At 73.0% G+C, this 16402-nt stretch carries 13 protein-coding genes, 1 tRNA gene and 4 pseudogenes; 9 read left to right on the top strand and 9 right to left on the bottom strand.

All coding sequences use genetic code 11. From position 1 onward, the window contains the following. Positions 1-159 precede the first annotated feature (159 nt). Positions 160-1083 (bottom strand): hypothetical protein, encoded by a 924-nt coding sequence (locus OV079_RS43255; protein ID WP_267778898.1) that lies wholly within the window; start codon positions 1081-1083, stop codon positions 160-162. Positions 1084-1211: 128 nt separating this feature from the next. Here OV079_RS43255 and OV079_RS43250 point away from each other — a divergent pair, with 128 nt between their 5' ends. Together OV079_RS43250 and OV079_RS59590 are read left to right on the top strand one after the other, a co-directional pair. Beyond that, a complete protein-coding gene (locus OV079_RS43250) occupies positions 1212-2069 on the top strand; it encodes a GNAT family N-acetyltransferase (RefSeq protein WP_267778782.1) in 858 nt (285 codons plus the stop codon). Positions 2070-2081: 12 nt separating this feature from the next. Further along, positions 2082-2721: pseudogene (locus OV079_RS59590) on the top strand (DUF4291 domain-containing protein). A gap of 36 nt (positions 2722-2757) precedes the next feature. On the opposite strand, the gene OV079_RS43235 reads toward OV079_RS59590, so the two are convergent. The 4 genes and pseudogenes from OV079_RS43235 to OV079_RS43215 form a co-directional block, all read right to left on the bottom strand. After that, a complete protein-coding gene (locus tag OV079_RS43235; RefSeq protein WP_267775576.1) occupies positions 2758-3531 on the bottom strand; it encodes an SDR family NAD(P)-dependent oxidoreductase in 774 nt (257 codons plus the stop codon). Positions 3532-3544: 13 nt separating this feature from the next. Then, positions 3545-5145 (bottom strand): annotated as a pseudogene (locus tag OV079_RS43230) (serine/threonine-protein kinase). Between the two features lie 150 nt (positions 5146-5295). Further along, positions 5296-6246, bottom strand: a complete 951-nt coding sequence (locus OV079_RS43220) for a hypothetical protein (RefSeq protein ID WP_267775572.1) — start codon at positions 6244-6246, stop codon at positions 5296-5298. Positions 6247-6630: 384 nt separating this feature from the next. After that, positions 6631-6864, bottom strand: coding sequence for a hypothetical protein (locus tag OV079_RS43215; protein WP_267775571.1), 234 nt, complete (start codon positions 6862-6864; stop codon positions 6631-6633). An 11-nt stretch (positions 6865-6875) separates the two neighbouring features. Between OV079_RS43215 and OV079_RS43210 the strand changes: the two genes are divergently transcribed. Both OV079_RS43210 and OV079_RS43205 read left to right on the top strand, forming a co-directional pair. Further along, positions 6876-7160 (top strand): hypothetical protein, encoded by a 285-nt coding sequence (locus tag OV079_RS43210; RefSeq protein ID WP_267775570.1) that lies wholly within the window; start codon positions 6876-6878, stop codon positions 7158-7160. A 183-nt stretch (positions 7161-7343) separates the two neighbouring features. Then, positions 7344-7769, top strand: coding sequence for a hypothetical protein (locus tag OV079_RS43205; protein ID WP_267775569.1), 426 nt, complete (start codon positions 7344-7346; stop codon positions 7767-7769). A gap of 278 nt (positions 7770-8047) precedes the next feature. On the opposite strand, the gene OV079_RS43200 is transcribed toward OV079_RS43205, so the two are convergent. Continuing rightward, positions 8048-9040, bottom strand: coding sequence for a YkgJ family cysteine cluster protein (locus OV079_RS43200; protein WP_267775568.1), 993 nt, complete (start codon positions 9038-9040; stop codon positions 8048-8050). A 98-nt stretch (positions 9041-9138) separates the two neighbouring features. Here OV079_RS43200 and OV079_RS43195 point away from each other — a divergent pair, with 98 nt between their 5' ends. Both OV079_RS43195 and queC read left to right on the top strand, forming a co-directional pair. Next, positions 9139-10044, top strand: coding sequence for a hypothetical protein (locus OV079_RS43195; protein WP_267775566.1), 906 nt, complete (start codon positions 9139-9141; stop codon positions 10042-10044). A 36-nt stretch (positions 10045-10080) separates the two neighbouring features. Continuing rightward, positions 10081-10781 (top strand): annotated as a pseudogene (gene queC / locus OV079_RS59585) (7-cyano-7-deazaguanine synthase QueC). Positions 10782-10956: 175 nt separating this feature from the next. Here the strand turns inward: queC and OV079_RS43185 are convergent. Both OV079_RS43185 and OV079_RS43180 read right to left on the bottom strand, forming a co-directional pair. Then, positions 10957-11745, bottom strand: a complete 789-nt coding sequence (locus OV079_RS43185; RefSeq protein ID WP_267775564.1) for a zinc ribbon domain-containing protein — start codon at positions 11743-11745, stop codon at positions 10957-10959. A gap of 96 nt (positions 11746-11841) precedes the next feature. Further along, positions 11842-11915, bottom strand: a tRNA-Ile gene (locus OV079_RS43180). Positions 11916-12146: 231 nt separating this feature from the next. Here OV079_RS43180 and OV079_RS43175 point away from each other — a divergent pair. Together OV079_RS43175 and OV079_RS43170 are read left to right on the top strand one after the other, a co-directional pair. Beyond that, positions 12147-13553 carry a lipopolysaccharide biosynthesis protein gene (locus OV079_RS43175; protein WP_267775563.1) on the top strand — a complete coding sequence of 469 codons (1407 nt, stop codon included), beginning with the start codon at positions 12147-12149 and terminating at the stop codon, positions 13551-13553. Between the two features lie 3 nt (positions 13554-13556). Next, positions 13557-14660: a glycosyltransferase gene (locus tag OV079_RS43170; protein WP_267775562.1), complete on the top strand. Its 1104-nt coding sequence runs from the start codon at positions 13557-13559 to the stop codon at positions 14658-14660. Positions 14661-14731: 71 nt separating this feature from the next. Here OV079_RS43170 and OV079_RS43165 read toward each other — a convergent pair whose 3' ends face one another. Next, positions 14732-15652, bottom strand: coding sequence for a LysR family transcriptional regulator (locus tag OV079_RS43165; protein ID WP_267775560.1), 921 nt, complete (start codon positions 15650-15652; stop codon positions 14732-14734). Between OV079_RS43165 and OV079_RS59580 the strand changes: the two are divergent. After that, positions 15633-16385: pseudogene (locus OV079_RS59580) on the top strand (SDR family NAD(P)-dependent oxidoreductase); the annotation flags it as partial. The gene OV079_RS43165 and the pseudogene OV079_RS59580 overlap by 20 nt on opposite strands. Positions 16386-16402 lie beyond the last annotated feature (17 nt).

Below are 16402 nucleotides of genomic sequence, written 5' to 3'. Positions count from 1 at the left end.
TCGGGGGCGATCCACGCCTCGCCCTCGCGGACCAGCCGCGGCGCCAGCTCGTAGCTGCCGGGCGCGTCGGGCGGGCGCACGCGCAGCTCGAGCTCGACCACCTCGCCCGGCTCCACCGGCTCCGGCAGCTCGGTGCGGATGCCCTCCAGGACATGTCCCTCAGGACCTGTCCAAACGTAGCTGACCTTCAGGCCCTGTCCCTGGAGCCATGTCTCGTCGCCGCGGTTCTCGAGCGCGATCTGGGCCAGCGCCGGCAGCCCGGCCTGCAGCGGCGGCAGGCTCAGCGACAGCGCCGCGAACGCGTCGCGCGGGGCGCCCACCCGCACCTCGGCCGTCGCCGCGCCGCCGCCGGGCCCGTACCAGGCCACGCCCTCGCGGACCGGCTGCCACGCCAGGGTGTAGGGCCCCGGCCGCGCCGGCGCGCAGCTCGGCCGGCAGGACCACGCAGCCGCCGGGCTCGACCCGCGCCGGCAGCGAGGTGCGCACGCCCTCGAGCCGCTCGCCCTCGCCGCCGAGCCAGTGGTAGCTGAGCGCGTCGCCGAGCTCGTCGGCCCACGCGTTGGCGCCGGTGTTGCACAGGCGCACCCGCGCGGTCGCCCGCGCCCCGGCGGCGAGCTCCCGCGGCGCCTCGACCTGCTCCATCGACCAGGTCCCCGGCGCCGGCCCGACGTCGACCGCGACCGCGTCGCCGCCCCCGACCGGCGGGTCGTACCAGAACGCGTCCTCGCGCACGAGCGCCCAGCGCAGCACGTAGCGCCCCGCGGCCGCCGGAGCGACGAGCGCGGCGGTCAGCGCCACGGTCTCGCCGGGCCCGACCGCGTAGGGCAGCCGCGTGCGCGCCCCGTCGCGCTCGAGCACGGCGCCGCCCGGGGACTCCCAGTGGTACGACAGGTGGTCCTGCTGTCCCTCGGACCATGTCTCTCGGCTCAGGTTCTGCAGCACCACGCGGACGCCGACCCGCTGCCCCGGCGCCAGCGCCTTCGGGGTCGACTCGCCCGCCAGCCGCCACTCCCGGGCCGCCCGCGCCTCGCCGGCCGCCCCCGCGGCCACGCCGAACGCCAGCAGGAGGACGCGCGCCGACACGGACCCCGGACCGTAGTGCCGCGCGCCCGGGATTTCAACCGCCTTCGCCCGCGAGGCGTCTCGCCCGCGAGTACGCCGCCCGCGGCGAGCCCCGCGATCGCGCTCCCCCTGCTCGCCGCGATCGCGCCCTGCGATCCGCACGACGCGACCTGCTACCCTCGCGGCATGGCCCTCGCGCACCGGCCCGCGGCCCACGACGACTACGCGACCTTCGCCCGCCTCTTCCCCGAGCTCGACACGGGCGACCCGATCCCTCGCCCGCGCACTGGGCCGCGGAGATCGTCCCCGACACCTGGCTCTTCGAACAGGACGGCGAGGCGGTCGGCTACCTGTTCTTCGAGCGCCTCGACGGCGTCGGCTACATCCGTCACGTCGTCGTCGCGCCCGAACACCGCGGCCAGGGCGTCGGCCTCGCCATGCTGCGGGCCGCCGCCGCCGAGCTGCGCGCGGCCGGGTGCGCCACCTGGTGCCTCAACGTCAAGCCCGGCAACCTGCCCGCGGTCGGCCTGTACCAGCGCCTCGGCATGCGCGAGGCCTACCGCTCGACGGCGCTGCGCTTCGCGTGGGCGCAGACCGACGCCCTGCCCGCTCCCGGGCGAGCGCTGGAGACGCGGGCGATCGAGCCGGGCGACGACGCGGCGATCGAGGCGGCCTTCGCCCTGCCGCGCGGGCAGCTCGCGGGCGGGCGCGCAGCCAAGCGGGTGCTGCTCCGCCTCGTCGACCCGGCCGAGCCGAGCGCGGTCCACCTCGGCTTCGCCTCGTTCAACCCCGACTTCCCCGGCGCTTTTCCGTTCCGCGTCGCCGAGCCCGAGTTCGCGGCCCCGCTGCTGGCCGGCCTGCGCCCGCACGCCCGCCCCGACAAGCCCGACATGGGCATCGTCGCCGAGGCCGACCCCGGCCTGACCGCGCGCATGGTCGCCGTCGGCGCCCGCGTCCACCTGGAGTTCTCCCACTTCAAGGGACAGGTCCCCACGGACATGTCCTGAAAGCCATACCCTATGAAACTCGTCACCGAACCCTATCACCTACAAAAACCCGCTGGCCGCAGCGAGGCCGGCACATCCTGGCGCAGTTCGACGCCGACACGATCGTCGTCTATCAGGCCTACCGCCCGGCGATCGGCCGGTTCGCCGCCGAGCACCAGCGCTTCGGCGGCCCGTTCAGCCTCGAGCGGATGTCGTGGATCAAGCCCAACTTCCTGTGGATGATGTACCGCTCGGGCTGGGGCACGAAGGAGGGTCAGGAGGTGACTCTGGCCGTCCGCCTCCGCCGCGACGCCTTTAATAAAGTACTGGCCGAGGCGATCCACTCGACGCACGTGCCGGAGGTCTACGGCGAGCGCTCGGCGTGGAGCAGCTCGGCAAGCGTTCCGACGTGCGCCTGCAGTGGGACCCCGACCACGGGCCGTCCGGCGACAAGCAGGAGCGGCGGGCGATCCAGCTCGGCCTGCGCGGGGCGGCGATCGCCAGCTACGCGCGCGAGTGGATCGTCGAGATCGAAGACATCTCCGCGTTCGTCGCCGAGCAGCGCCGGGTGTGGTTCGAGGGCGACCGCGAGGCGCTGGTCACCCCGCGCGAGGAGGTCTATCCGGTCGCCGATCCGGCAGTGGCCGCCAAGCTCGGCATCGGCCTGGCCTGAAGAGCATGCCCTCGGGGACATGCCCTTCGGGTCATGTCAGCGGAACGAGGTCAGCGTGCGGCCGCCGTCGATCGTGTGCAGGCCGCCGGTGATCCAGCCGGCCTCGTCGCTGACGAGGAACGTCGCCAGCGCGGCGATCTCCTCCGGCTGGCCGGGGCGGCCGAGCGGGTGCGTCGACTTGGCGCGCTCGAGGAAGGCCGCGTAGTCGGCGACCGCCCCGGTGGCGGTGTGCAGCTCGCTGACGACCACGCCCGGGCAGATCGCGTTGACCCGGACCCCGCGCGGCGCCAGCTCGAGCGCGAGGCACTGGGTCAGCATGTCGAGCGCGGCCTTGCTGACGCAGTACGAGAGGATCGTCGGGTACGGGCGCAGGCCGGCGATGCTCGACAGGTTGACGATCGACGGCCCGCGACCGTGGACCAGCGACGGAGCTGCCCTTCGGGTCAGGTCGTAGACCGCCTCGAGGTTGGCGTCCATGATCCTTCGCCACTCGTCGGGCTTCGGGCTGTCGAGGATCGAGTCGTTGCCGATCACCCCGGCGGCGTTGACCAGCACGTCGAGGCCGCCGAGGCCCTGCAGCGCCTCGTTGACGGCGCGCTCGTTGTCCTCGCCGCGGGTGTGCTCGGCGGCGATCGCCACCACCTCGGCCCCGGCCGCCCGCGCCCGCTCGGCGGTCTCGTCCAGCCGCTCGCGGCGCCGCCCGGTGATCGCCAGGTTCGCGCCCTCCTCGGCGAACCGCAGGGCGATGGCCCGCCCGATCCCGCTGGTCGCTCCGGTGACCAGCGCCCGCTTGCCCGTCAGTCGCTTCATCGCGGCGACGCTATCACATCGTGAAGGTGTGCCGGTGCGTCGACTTGGCCCGCGTCGGCCGCAGCAGCGCCGTCTTGACCACCCGCGCCACGCAGTTGCCGAGCGTGCTGCCCTCCTGCGACCCGGTCGGCGCCGCGCTCTTGACCGCGCCGTCGGGCCCCACCACCACCTGCACCGTGACCTCCATCTTGCGCAGCGAGAAGCGCGAGCACTCGAGCTTGACCCGCGCGCCGATCTTGCTCATCGCGCTCGCGAACTCGCCCGCGGTCAGCGCCGCGGGCCCGCTCTTCGGGCTCTTCGGCGCGGCGCTGCGGACCGCCGGCTCCGGCTCGGCCTCGGTGCTCGTGTCGGCCTCGGCGGCCGACGTCGTCTCACCCGCCGCCTCGACCGGCGCTTCGACCGGCGGCTCGGGCGACTTCACCGGCTCGGGCGGCGGCGCTGCCACCGGCGGCGGCTCGTCGATCGCCACGACGGGCGGGGTCGCCAGCTTCGGCGCCTCGTTGATCGCGGGCTGCGCCGGCGCGACCGCCGGCGCCGCGGCGATCACGGGCGCGGTCGCGGCCGGCGGGGTCACCTGTTCCTTCGTATAAAACCTTTTGGCCATGGTCCAAAGGACAGCCGAGAACACCAGCAGGATCGCCGCCCCGGCCGCGAGCGCCACGCGCGGGCGGATCCCGGCCGGCTCGGGCTCGGGCGGCGGCGGCAGCGGTAGCGGCGGCGGGACGAGGGCGGCGTCGGCCTCGGCGATCGCGGCCCGCAGCGCGGCCGCGAACTCGCCGATGGTGTCGTAGCGCTGGTCGCGGTCCTTGGCGAGGGCGCGCAGGACCACGGTGTCGACGGCCTCGGGGATCTGCGCGTCCGGCTTCGCCTGCGACGGCGGCGGCGGCACCTGCATCAAGTGGGCGGTGAGCGTCGACATGAAGCTCTCGCCGGCGAACGGCAGCTTGCCGACCAGCAGGTCGTAGAACATCACCCCGACGGCGTAGATGTCGACGCGCGCGTCGGGCTTGAGCCCGCGGATCAGCTCGGGCGCGACGTACTCGGGCGTGCCGAGCAGGCCGCTGGCCGCGCTCGACGGCCGCTCGACGTCGCTGTCCTCGAGCACCTTGGCGATCCCGAAGTCCAGCACCTTCATGAAGTCGGGGTCGTTGCCGCGGCGGATCCGGAAGCAGTTCTCCGGCTTCATGTCGCGATGGATGATCCCCTGCGCGTGCGCGGCCTCCAGCGCCGCCGCGATCTGCAGCACGATCGCCGCCGCCCGTCGCCACGGCAGCGCGCCTCGCGGGCGCTCGTGCTCGAGAGGTCCTCGCCCTCGAGGTACTCCATGACGAGGAACACCAGCCCGTCGCTGGTCGAGCCGAAGTCGGTGATGTCGACCACGTGCTCGTGGCGGATCTTCGAGGCCGCGCGCGCCTCGTTCAGGAACCGGTCGACCTCGGTGCGTCGCTCGCTGTGGGCCGCGTCGAGCACCTTGACCGCGACCGGCTTGCGGATCACGACGTGCTCGGCGCGGTAGACCGTGCCCATGCCGCCGTGGCCGATCACCCGCTCGAGCTTGTAGCGGTCGGCCAGGGTGTGGCCGAGCAGCGGATCCGGCCCGTCGGCGGGCCACATCCCGCGGCCGGAGCCGCTCGACCTGCGCGGGCCGAAAGAACGCGAAGCCATCGGGCCGCCCCAGCATAGCGGAAGTCGCCCCGCCGCGATCCTCGCAGGCGGCGCGTGAAGCATGACTCATCTGTCCCGAGAGACAGAAACGCGCGGCCGTCAGAACCGCCAGCGCAGCGCCGCGCCGCCGCCCGACGGCGAGGCCAGCGGCCAGACCGCGACCGCGGCCGGCTCGGGCGCGGCCGGTCGCCCGGACGCCTGCCTCGCGCGCGCCCCGACCACCAGCAGGGCAATTCCGGCGCCGAGCGCCAGCGAGCCGAACACCCCGCCGACCACCGCCATCGCGTTGTCGCCGCGACCCCGGCGCTCGAGCTCGGCCAGCTGCGGGTCGTCGGGCATCAGCCCCGGCATCGCCTGGACCAGCGCGGCCCCGTCGGCCTCGGTGCGCTGGCCGCGGACCATGCCGCCGACCATCAGGCCGAGCAGCGCCAGGCCCACCCCGGCCGTCACGCCGCCGGCGATCAGCAGCTTGTTCGGGTCGCGCGGCTTGCCCGGGCCGTCGGCCGGCGGCGGCGGCGGCGGCTCCTCCTTCTCGGGCACGCGCGGCAGCTCGAGCGCGGCGCAGTCGAGGTCGGCCTCGCGGGCCTTGGCGGTCATGAAGTCCTTCCGGACCTCCTCGCGCAGCCCGGTCGCCTTGACCATGTCGGGCGACTTGCGGCCGCGCTTGCGCTCCTGCTCGGTCTCGATGAAGTCGGCCAGGGCCCGGTCGGCGGCGCACAGGTGCGCGGCAGGGTGCTCGTTGCCGCGGCGCTCGCCGCCGGCCGTGTAGGCGCCGCGGTGGGCGTCGACCAGGTCGAACAGCACCGCCGCCCGCAGCTCGCGCTGGCTGACGGGGATCTGGGCGTAGGCGGCCGCGAACTCGCGCGCGGCGGCAGGGAAGCGCCCGGCGTCGCGCTCGGCCAGGCCGCGGTCGTAGGCGCTCTGGGCGGCCTCGGAGATCGGCGCCGGCTCGGGGGCCGCTGCGACCCGCGTGGGCCCCACCAGCGCCGCAGCGACGACCACCCCGCACCAGCGGGCGCGCGAACACGAGGTCGCCAGCGAGGTCAACATGCGGGAGGAGCTGCCGCGCGGAAGCGCGCAGACGGACGCGGCGACGCGAGGATAGATCGCCGCCCGCAGGCGACACAAGCCGCGCCGTACGACGACACCCCCGCGAGCGAACCCACGCGTCGCGCGGTTCGCCGGCGCCGCCCGGGGAATGCGGGCTGTGCACCTGTCCCCGGACAGGTGAAATACGGATCGGCGACACGGACCGGTACGGGGTCGTCGGCCGTGCAGCGAGAGGCCACGTAGCCAGCGGGCGCGGCGGATCGAAGGAGCGTGAGCCGGAGCGCGAGCGCGGCGCGCCGACGACCTCCACGCGCACGGGATGCCGGCGCAGTCCGAGTCCCTCGCGCGCGCGAGGGCCTGCGTCCTCGCCGGAGCGCAAGAATCTCAGGCGCCGACGCTCATCACCGGGGCGCGGTGGGCGGCGCGGATGATCTCGTCGGCGGCGGCGGCGAGGATCTCCGCGCGGCCGCGGCGGTCGAACGCGGCCAGCGGCTTCATCGGGTCGTTGAGCCCGTAGAAGCTCGAGATCCGCACGCTCCTGGGCTGCAGGCCGTTCGGGTCGGCGAACTGGTACTCGACGAACGCGTCCATCGCCGGGCGCATGTAGAGGCACTGCACGGCCGCGCGCGGTGGTTTTGTTCGGCGAGCACGGCGGGCAAGCGGTGCTCGGTGATGAACGCCGACGCGAGGAAGCCCGGCGAGATCAGCAGCACCGTCACGCGCGCGCCCGCGAGGGCCCGGCGCAGCTCGGGGGCGGCTCCCGCCACGCGCAGGTCGTCCCAGAGGTCGAGCATCCACGCCTTCTGCAGCGGCTTCAGGTGGACCTGCAGCTCGCCCAGCAGATCGCGCTCGCGGTGGCTGTAGGCGATGACGACCCCGTGACGGACCGGCTGCGCCTGTTCGCGGGGCGATGACGACGTCGAAGTGGCACTGACCGACGGCCCGCTCCTCATACCGGCTCCCTTCTAACAGATTCCGCTACACTTTCGCGCATGCCCTTGCGGTCTGTCCCATGCGCCCTGTCCGTCCTGGCCCTCGCGCTCGTCGCTTGCGGTCCGTCGCCTGAAGCGTCGAAGGCGAAGCCGACCGCCGAAACTGTGAAGTCGGCTACGCCCGCGGCAGCACCGACGCCGGCGCCGACGGCACCGTCGGAGGGACAGCAGTTCTCGACCAATGCGCCGGCGTCGTCGGTACCCGACCCGTCGTGGTTCTCACCGGCGCTGCTGCCGGGCACGTCGGTGACGAAGAAGGGGCGCTCGCCCACCGATGACCAGGGCCGCTTCACGGCTCAGATTCTGTTCGCGTTTCCGGCCGGCGCCACCTTGAAAGACTGCGTCGATCCGCTGGCCGCGGCGCTGGCCAAGATCGTGCCCGCGGTGCAGCGCGAGGAGAAGGAGGGCCGCGTGACGCTGACCGGCGACACCGCGGACCAGCACGTGATGTTCATGTGCGGCGACGCCAACGGCACGCTCACCGCCTTCGTCAGCTACCGCTGGACGCAACCTCCGCCGGCCGCGCCATAGGGCCGCGCAGGGGGTTCCACTCGCTGGTCCTGCTTCACGCCTCACCTCGCCGGCCGCGTGGCTCGCCGGCCGCGAGCGTCACGGCGTGAGCGCCGGCGGATTTCGCCCCGCGCGACGGCCGACCTGCCCCGCATCCGTCGTGAACGAGGGTCGACCTGCCATCACGGCGCGCGAGGGTCGACCTGCCATCACGGCGCGCGAGGGTCGACCTGCCCTCGCATCACCTCGCGCGCGGGTGACCTCGCGTCACGGCGCGAGCGAGGGCCGATTACCCCGCATCACGGCACCGGCCTGCGGTCGACCTGCCGCGAGGGGTCGGCGTGAGGCCTCACTTCTTCTTGTGGCTCGCGCGCCGCTGCTCTCGCGCGCGCTCCTTGTGAATTTCTTGGCCGCGGGGTTGTTGCGGTTGGCCTTGGGGGCCGGCTGGCCGTCGGCGGCGAAGCGCGGCGGGGACTCGCCGACCTCCGGGATCGTCTGCCCCTCGCAGAACTGCAGCATCTGCGCTGGCCGGCGTTGAGGAACGGCGCCACCCCCAGCATCATCCGCTTCTCGATCTGCATCAACGCCACTTGCTGGCGCACCGGCAGGCGGATGTTGCGGGCCACCACCTTGTCGAAGCCCGGCTCGCGCGCGTCGGAGCCGGTCGGGTCGCTGACCACGAAGTGCATGCGGCACACGTTCGGGCGCACGTCCCACACGCGGCAGCGGTGGGTCTGCGGGTCGAGCAGCGGGCACAGCTCGCCGCGCCTGGCGAACGCCGCCCGGCCGTCCTCGACCGCGGCGTCGGTCATCGCGATCTTCTCCGGGTCCTTGCCGGTATGGCGCTGCTGGATCTCCTTGAACTGCGCCTCACCGAGCTCGGCCAGGCGCTTGGCGACGTCGGCGAAGTCGCGCCACGGGCGGATCGTGCGGTAGATCAGCAGCGCCTCGACGCCGCTGACGCCGACCGGCTGCTCGTAGCAGCAGCGGAACCCCTCGGGCGTGCCGGGACGGGCGGCTGACCCCAAGTTCATGTGCTTCGCGACAGCCTCGACGTAGGCGTCGTAGGCGGCGACGAAGCGGGCGGCGGCGGCGTAGAAGCCCTTGGGGGCGCGCTTGTTCAGGGCGATGTCGGCGAGCCCCGGCAGCGCGGCGAGCTCGTCGAGCGCGGCCTGGATGGCCGCGACTTGCGGCTCGGTGGCCTTGCGAACTGCCCGCGGGATGCGGGTGATCTGGTCGCGCGGCATTTTCGGCCGGCGTCCGAGGAGCCGCTTGAAGAGAGCCAGGACCATGAGGCGGCGACTTCTTAGCAGACAGGCAGAGCTTTTTCACGGGCGTGCGCCTGCGGCCCGGTTGCACCGCCTGGCTCGCGCGGTTAGCGTTGCCGCCGATGTCGACCCCACGCCACCTGCTCCGCCGTTCTGCGGTCTTCGCCCTGTTCGTCGCCCTCGCCTCGTCCCCGCTCGCCTGCAAGAAGGGCGCCGACACGGCCGGTCCCGACGCCGCGGGCGGCTCCGCCGAGCAGGCCGGGGGCACCGAGCTGCGCTACAAGGCCGGCGCGTACAAGCTGAGGGCCGACGTCAAGTTCAGCTTCAAGGCCACCTCGCCGCAGGGCGTCAACGAGGCCGCGGGCGACCTCTCGGGCCTGCTCGACGTGACCGACGCCGGCGGCGGCAAGATCAAGGTCGGCCTGGCGGTCGCCGAGGTCCGCGAGTTCGTCCTCGGCAAGGACATGCTGCCGCCCCCCAAGGAGGGCGAGACCCCGGTCGACCCCAAGGCCGCGGTCCAGGGCTTCACCGGCGCCTTCGTCGCCGACCTGCGCGGCGAGCTCGACGAGGCCGGCACCAAGGCGCTGCCGGAGACGGCGGCCGCCAAGGAGAAGAAGGGCGTCGAGGCCGCGGTGGCCGGCTTCGCCACCGGCGTGCTCGGCCTGCCCGAGCTGCCGAAGGCCGCGCTGGTCGAGGGCAAGACGGTCGAGACGACCGAGCGCAAGGACGAGAACCTGCAGGGCCTGGTGATCCCGGTCGACACCACCAGCAAGTTCACGCTGGTCAAGATCGACAACGCCTCGGGCAAGCGGGTCGCCGAGGTCAAGTACGAGTCGGAGTCGTCCGGCGCGGTCGAGCAGGGCAAGCAGATGATCACCCTCGACGTCGCCGCCGAGGGCACCGTCCTGTTCAACCTCGACGACCAGCTGCCGGTCCGTCGCACCTCGTCGTCGACGACCAACATCTCCGCCGGGCAGATGGCGATCGAGATCGTCAACACCATCGACTCGACGTTCGCGCCGGCCTGAGCGCACGGCTCGCCGTCTTCAACCTCCGAGGTCGTCATGACCGAGCCCATGCGCGCCGTCGTCCTTCTCAGCGGCGGCCTCGACTCGACCACAGTGCTCGCGCTCGCCGCAGCCGAGGGCCGCGAGACCTACGCCCTCAGCTTCCGCTACGGCCAGCGCCACGAGGTCGAGCTCACCAGCGCCGCGCGCCAGGCCGCCCGCTTCGGCGCCCGCGCCCACGAGGTCGTCGACCTGGCCCACCTCGGCCGCCTGGTCGCCGCCGGCACCTCGCTGCTGCGGGCAGCAGCGAAGCTGTCCCCAAGGACAGCACGTCCGCAGGCGAGATCCCCAGCACCTACGTGCCCGCGCGCAACACCCTCTTCCTCGCCTACGCGCTCGGCTGGGCCGAGGTCCTCGGCGCCGGCGAGATCTGGGTCGGCGTCAACGCGGTCGACTACTCCGGCTACCCCGACTGCCGCCCGCATTCGAATGCGTTCGAGCGCCTGGCCGCCGAGGCCACCCGCGCCGGGGTCGAGGGCAAGCCGCTGCACGTGCGCGCGCCGCTGATCAGCTGGTCGAAGGGACAGATCGTCCAGGCCGGCCTGGCCGCCGGCGTCGACTACGCCGACACCGTGTCCTGCTACGACCCCGTCGTGACCGACGACCGCCCCCGCGCCTGCGGCCGCTGCGACAGCTGCCGCCTGCGCCGCGAAGGCTTCGCCGCCGCCGGCGTGCCCGACCCGACCCGCTACGTGTGAATCACATGGTTGAAGGGACAGGTCCTCTGGCACCTGTCCCTTCAGACATCCCTGTCACTCTCGGTAGCGAGCGCGAGTCTCGGCAGCTCTCGTTCGCTCGGTTCGCCGTGGCGCCTGTCCGCCCCGACAGGCCGCTCGGCGCGCAGCGGCCAGCCTGACCGCGCCGACAGCTTCTTCACCGCCACGCGCACGCGCACGCCTGTCTCTTCGGACAGACGAGCGCGCCCGCGCGTTCAGAACTCGCGCACGCCGGGGATGACGTCCTCGGCGGGCTTCGGCTTCTGTTGTCGTCGTCCTTCTTCGACTCGAAGGTGTTGTGGTCTTCGGGGAAGTGGCCCGACCAGTAGAGCAGGCGGCCGCAGGACTCGCAGGCGGGGATCTCCCGGCCCTTGAGCAGCCGGGTGTACATGATGTGCGGGATGACCATCTTGCAGGCGGTGCAGCGCTCGCGGTGGGCGGCGACGAACGCCACGCCGCCGAGGCGCTTGCGGATCCGCTCGTAGGACGCGAGCGTCTCGCGGTCGATGTCCTTGACCAGGCGGGCGCGGACCTTCTTGGCCTTGTCGATCTGCTCGTTCAGGCGGCCCTGCTCCTCGCCGAGCTTGGCCTTCTCGGCCTCTGCGGTCTGGCGCAACGCCTGCAGCGCCGCGTCCATCTTGGCGATCTGGGCCTCGGTCTTGTTGACCGCCTCTTGCAGCTTGCCGATCTCGCCCGTCCGGGTCTGGACCATGCGCCGGGTCGTCTCGAGCTCGCGCTGCTGCGCGTTGAGCTCGCGGGCGGTCTTGATCGCGCCCAGCTTGGCCTTGCTGCTGCGGATCTGGTCCTCCTCGTCGTGGAGCTGCATCTCCTGCCGCTGCTGGAACGACCGCGTGTCGTCGAGCTTGTTGCGCTCGGCCGAGAGCATCTGCTCGAGCTTGTGCAGGTCGGTGTCGAGGGTGGTGATCCGGCTGGGGATCTCCCTCAAGCGCCGCTCCATCAGGGTGAGGCGACGGTCCTGTCGCTGGAGCGTACGAAGGGCGGGGATTTGCGGGTGGATATCTGTCATGGGGACGCCTGTGGGTGGGCCCACCTGGGCTTGAACCAGGGACCAACCGGTTATGAGCCGGCCGCTCTGACCGACTGAGCTATGGGCCCGTGCGACGCTGGGGGATCGTCATCTCCAGAGTAGGTAACGGAGGGCGGGGACGTCAAACTCGGCGGCGTCGCGCAAACGCCGCAGGCGCGGGCTCCGCTGCCTGCGACGACGGCCCGGGGGCCCGCGCTGGGGCTACTCGGTGCATCGTGTTAGTCTGCGCGACCCGTGGCCACAGACGCCAGCGAACTCAGCAAGGGCGGCCTTTCTCTCGGCTTTGCCAAGCTCTTCTTTTGCTCGCCGGCTACGCCGTCTCGATCGCCCTCACCCGCCTCGTGCCTCCAGGCACGTTCGGTGATTACACGGTCGTAAGCCAGATCATCGCCATCCCGAACATGGTGCTGATCCAGACGCTGCTGTTCGCGGTCAGTCGTCCGATGTCGGCCGAGTACGACGCCGGCCTGCCGTCCTACGACGACCTGCGCCGGCGCGGCTTCCGCCTCGCCGGCCTGCTCGGCGGCCTCGTCGCCGTCGTCTTCATCCTCGGCGCCGACCCGCTCGCGACCTACGCGCTCAAGGACCCGTCGCTGGCCGGCGCGCTGCGGGTGGTCGGCATCATCCCGCTGATCTACGCCGCCTACGCGGTCAACGTCGGCACGCTCAACGCCGTCCGCAAGTTCCAGTTCCAGGCCGGCCTCGACATCTTCATGGCGATGACGAAGACGACGCTGATCATCGGCGCCGCCGCCATGGGCTTCGGGCTGGCCGAGATCCTCGGCGGCTTCACCTTCGCGTCGCTGCTGGCCCTCGGCCTGTCGATCCTGTTCGTCAGCCGTTGCCGGCCGCGCACCGCCGGGAGCGGCAACGGCCCGTTGCCGGCGATGGCCGAGTTCACCGGCCTCTTGTTGGTGTTCACCGCCGGCGTCAACCTGCTGCAGGCGCTCGACCTGGTGCTGCTCAAGCAGTTCGCCGCCTCGCAGGCGCAGAAGGACGCCGTCGGCTTCTACTCGAGCGCCAACCTGGTCGCGCGCGTGCCCTACAGCATGATGAACGCGGTCAGCCTGGTGATGTTCCCGCTGATCGCGACGATGCACGCGCAGAGCGACCGCTCGCAGGTCCAGCGCTACGTCACGGCGACGGCCAAGGTCAGCGTGTTCCTGCTGTGCTTCATGAGCAGCGTCGGCGCCGGCGCGGCGGCGGAGGTCCAGCGGCTGCTGTTCCCGGCCGCCTACGGCGAGGCCGCCGGCGAGCTGCGCCTTTTGGTGTGGGGCATGTCGGGCTACTCGCTCACGGTCACCGCGGCGTGGATCTTCAACAGCACCCGCCGCTCGCAGCTCGCGCTGCTGCTGATCGCGGTGCCGCTGGTGGTCGTCGGCGCGGCCGGCTTCGTGCTGGTGCCGCAGAGCTTCACCTCCGGCGCGGCCACGGCGGTGGCGATCGGCGGGGCCGCCGGCGCGGTCGCCAGCCTGATCGCCCTGGCCCGCAGCCTCGGCGCGGCCCTGTCGCCGGTCTACCTGCTCAAGCTGCTGGCCGCGGTCGCCCTGGTCGAGGCCGCCTCGCGCGCCTTCGCCCCGACCGGCAAGATCCTCATCATCGTCAAGCTGGCGCTGCTCGCCGCGGTCTTCCTCGGCACCGCCGCAGTCACCCGCGCCGTCACGCCGGCCGAGCTCCGCGAGCTCCGCAAGAAGCGTGCCCCTTAGGACATGTCCCAAAAGCCATGGCTCATCATCTCCAAGCCGCTGCGGCCGCCGTTCCGCGACGGCAGCACCGTGCTGCTGCGCGACCTGGTGCAGCACATGCCGGAGAGCCGGTCTCTGGCCTACCTCGGCGACCCGGCGGCGCCGCTGCGGCCGGCCGGCGACCGGGTGATCGGCGCGCCGCCGGCCGGCTACGCCCCGACGATGACCGACAAGCTGCGGGCGCTGGCCGCGATGCTGCGCCACCCGGGCATGCCGGTCCACCTGTCCTTCACGCCAGGCAAGGCCACGGCCGCCGTCGTGTCGCTGCTGCGCCGGCTGCAGCCGCGGCGGCTGTTCGTGCAGAGCTTGATGTCGTCGCACGGGGCCGAGGCCTGGACCCCCCTGCTGCGCCCGCTCGACGCGGTGGTCGCCCTGTCCCACGGGACAGCCCGGCGCCTGCGCGACGCCGGCGTGCCCGAGAGCAAGATCGCCACCATCCGCCCGGCGGTGGCGACCACCGCCGCCGATCACCCGAGCGAGGTCGCCGGGCGCAAGCGCCTCTTGTACGCCGGCGACCTGGACGGGGAGATCGCCGCCCGCCTGGTCGCGCTCGCCCGCGCCACCGCGCCGAGCGGGTGGTCGCTGACGATCGCCTGCCGGCCCAAGGCCGAGGGCGACGCCGAGGCGCGCGCCGGTCTTCAGCGAGATCTCGCCGGCGATCTCGCCTCCGGTCGGGTCGAGCTGCTGGCCGAGGTCGCCGACATGGACGCGCTGTACCGCCGCAGCGCGCTGCAGCTGTTCGCCGCCACGCACACGCGCAAGAAGGTCGACCTGCCGCTGGCGCTGCTCGAGGGCCTGGCGCGCGGCGTCCCGGCCGCGATCGTCGACGTCTCGCCGGCCGCCGAGCTGCTGCACGTCGGCCACGACGCCGGCCTGCGCGCCGGCCTGGCCGCCCCCGCCGAGCCCGACGCGTTCGCCCGCGCGATCGCCGAGGTCGTGCACGGCGACACCGTCGCCTCCTGGTCGGAACACGCGGCCGCCCTGGCCGCCCGCGAGTTCTCGCTGACGCAGATGGCCGGCCGCTACGACGCGCTCTACAGCGACCTCGAGAGCAAGCGCCGGAAGTGACCTGCCCGAAGGGGCATGTGCATTCGGACCTGTCCGGATGGCCATGCACATGTCTCTCGGGACATCCGGCCTCAGCTCTTGCGCCGCCGCCCGCCCTTCTTCTCGCCCTCGCGCAGCACCTTTAAAAAGGCCCGCAGGTTCGCCGGCACGTGGCGGACGGCCGGGTAGTAGAGGCACAGCCCCGGGTACGGCGGCGTCCAGTCGTCGAGCACGCGGACGAGGCGGCCGGCGGCCAGATCGGCGGCCACCGACCACTCGCTGAGGAACGCCAGGCCGGCGCCCGCGAGCGCGGCCTGGTGGCGCAGCTCGTCGTCGCCGAGCGTCAGCCGGCCCTTCACGTCGAGCGCCAGCTCCTCGCCGCGGCGCTCGAACTCCCACCGGTACACCACCCCGCTGGCCATGCGCAGGCGGATGCAGTCGTGCTGCAACAGGTCGGCCGGCAGCTTCGGCCGCGGGTGGCCGGCGAAGTACGCCGGTGAGCCGACCACCGCGAAGCGCACCGGCCCGCCGAACGGCACCGCCACCATGTCGGGCGCGACCAGGTCGACCTCGCGCACCCCGGCGTCGAAGCCCTCGGCGACGATGTCGATCAGGCGGTCCTCCGTCACCAGATCGACCTGCACCTCCGGATAGCGGCGCAGGAACTCGAGCACCGGCGCGAGCAAGGCCCACCGGGCCGCCCCGCGCGACGCGTTGATCCGCAGCCGTCCGCGCGGCGTCGCCCGGAAGTCGTCGACCGCGCGCATGGCCCCGGCGATCTCCTGCAGCGCCGGCCGCACGCGCGCGAGGAAGTGCGTCCCCGCCTCGGTCAGCGACACGCTGCGGGTCGTGCGGTGGAACAGCCGCACGCCGAGGCGCTGCTCGAGCCCCGCGATCGCGTGGCTCAGGGCCGACGGCGACAGCCCGAGCTCGACCGCCGCGGCGCGGAAGCTGCGGTGCGTCGCCACGGCCACCACGCCCTCGAGCTCCGTCATGCCGGTGGTCTGCCTCATTGTGCGAAATCCTGCATCAATGCATCGCAGATCGCACGGATTGTCGCCAGCGGCCCCGGGGACTACTCCTGGGCCCATGACTCGCACCGTCCTCGTCACCGGCACCTCGACCGGCTTCGGCCGCGCCGCCGTCCACCGCTTCGCCCGCGCCGGCTGGAACGTCGTCGCCAGCATGCGCTCGCCCGCCCGCGAGACCGAGCTGCGCGACCTCCCCGGCGTCCTCGTCACCCACCTCGACGTGCAAGACGCGGCCAGCATCGACGCCGCCGTCGCCGCCGGCCTCGACCGCTTCGGCCGCCTCGACGCCCTCGTCAACAACGCCGGCTTCGGCCTGTTCGGGCTGTTCGAGGCCACCAGCCCGGCCAAGGCCCGCGAGCAGTTCGACGTCAACGTGTTCGGCCTGATGGCGGCGACCCGCGCCGTCCTGCCACACTTCCGCCGCCAGCGCAGCGGCGTGGTCGTCAACATCACCTCCGGCGCCGGCGTGTTCGCGCTCCCGACCAGCTCGCTCTACTCGGCCAGCAAGTTCGCCGTCGAAGGTTTCTCCGAGGGGCTCGCGTGGGAGCTCGCGTCGCAGGGCATCCGCGTGAAGCTGGTCGAGCCCGGCGGCGTGCTCGCCACGCGATTCGGCCAGCGCGCCGGCGAGGAGGCCGTTCACGCCGCCGACCTGCCCGACTACGCCGCCTTCCTCGCCCACGCCGGCGCCGTGTTCGAGCGCCTGCGCGGCGACCGGCGGCTGGCCACGCCCGA

Origin of the sequence: Nannocystis pusilla, from assembly GCF_026626665.1 — a bacterium.
Taxonomy (GTDB): domain Bacteria; phylum Myxococcota_A; class Polyangia; order Nannocystales; family Nannocystaceae; genus Nannocystis; species Nannocystis pusilla.
The sequence above is the reverse complement of the archived record's forward strand: the minus strand, read 5'-3'. Positions and strand labels throughout refer to the sequence as shown.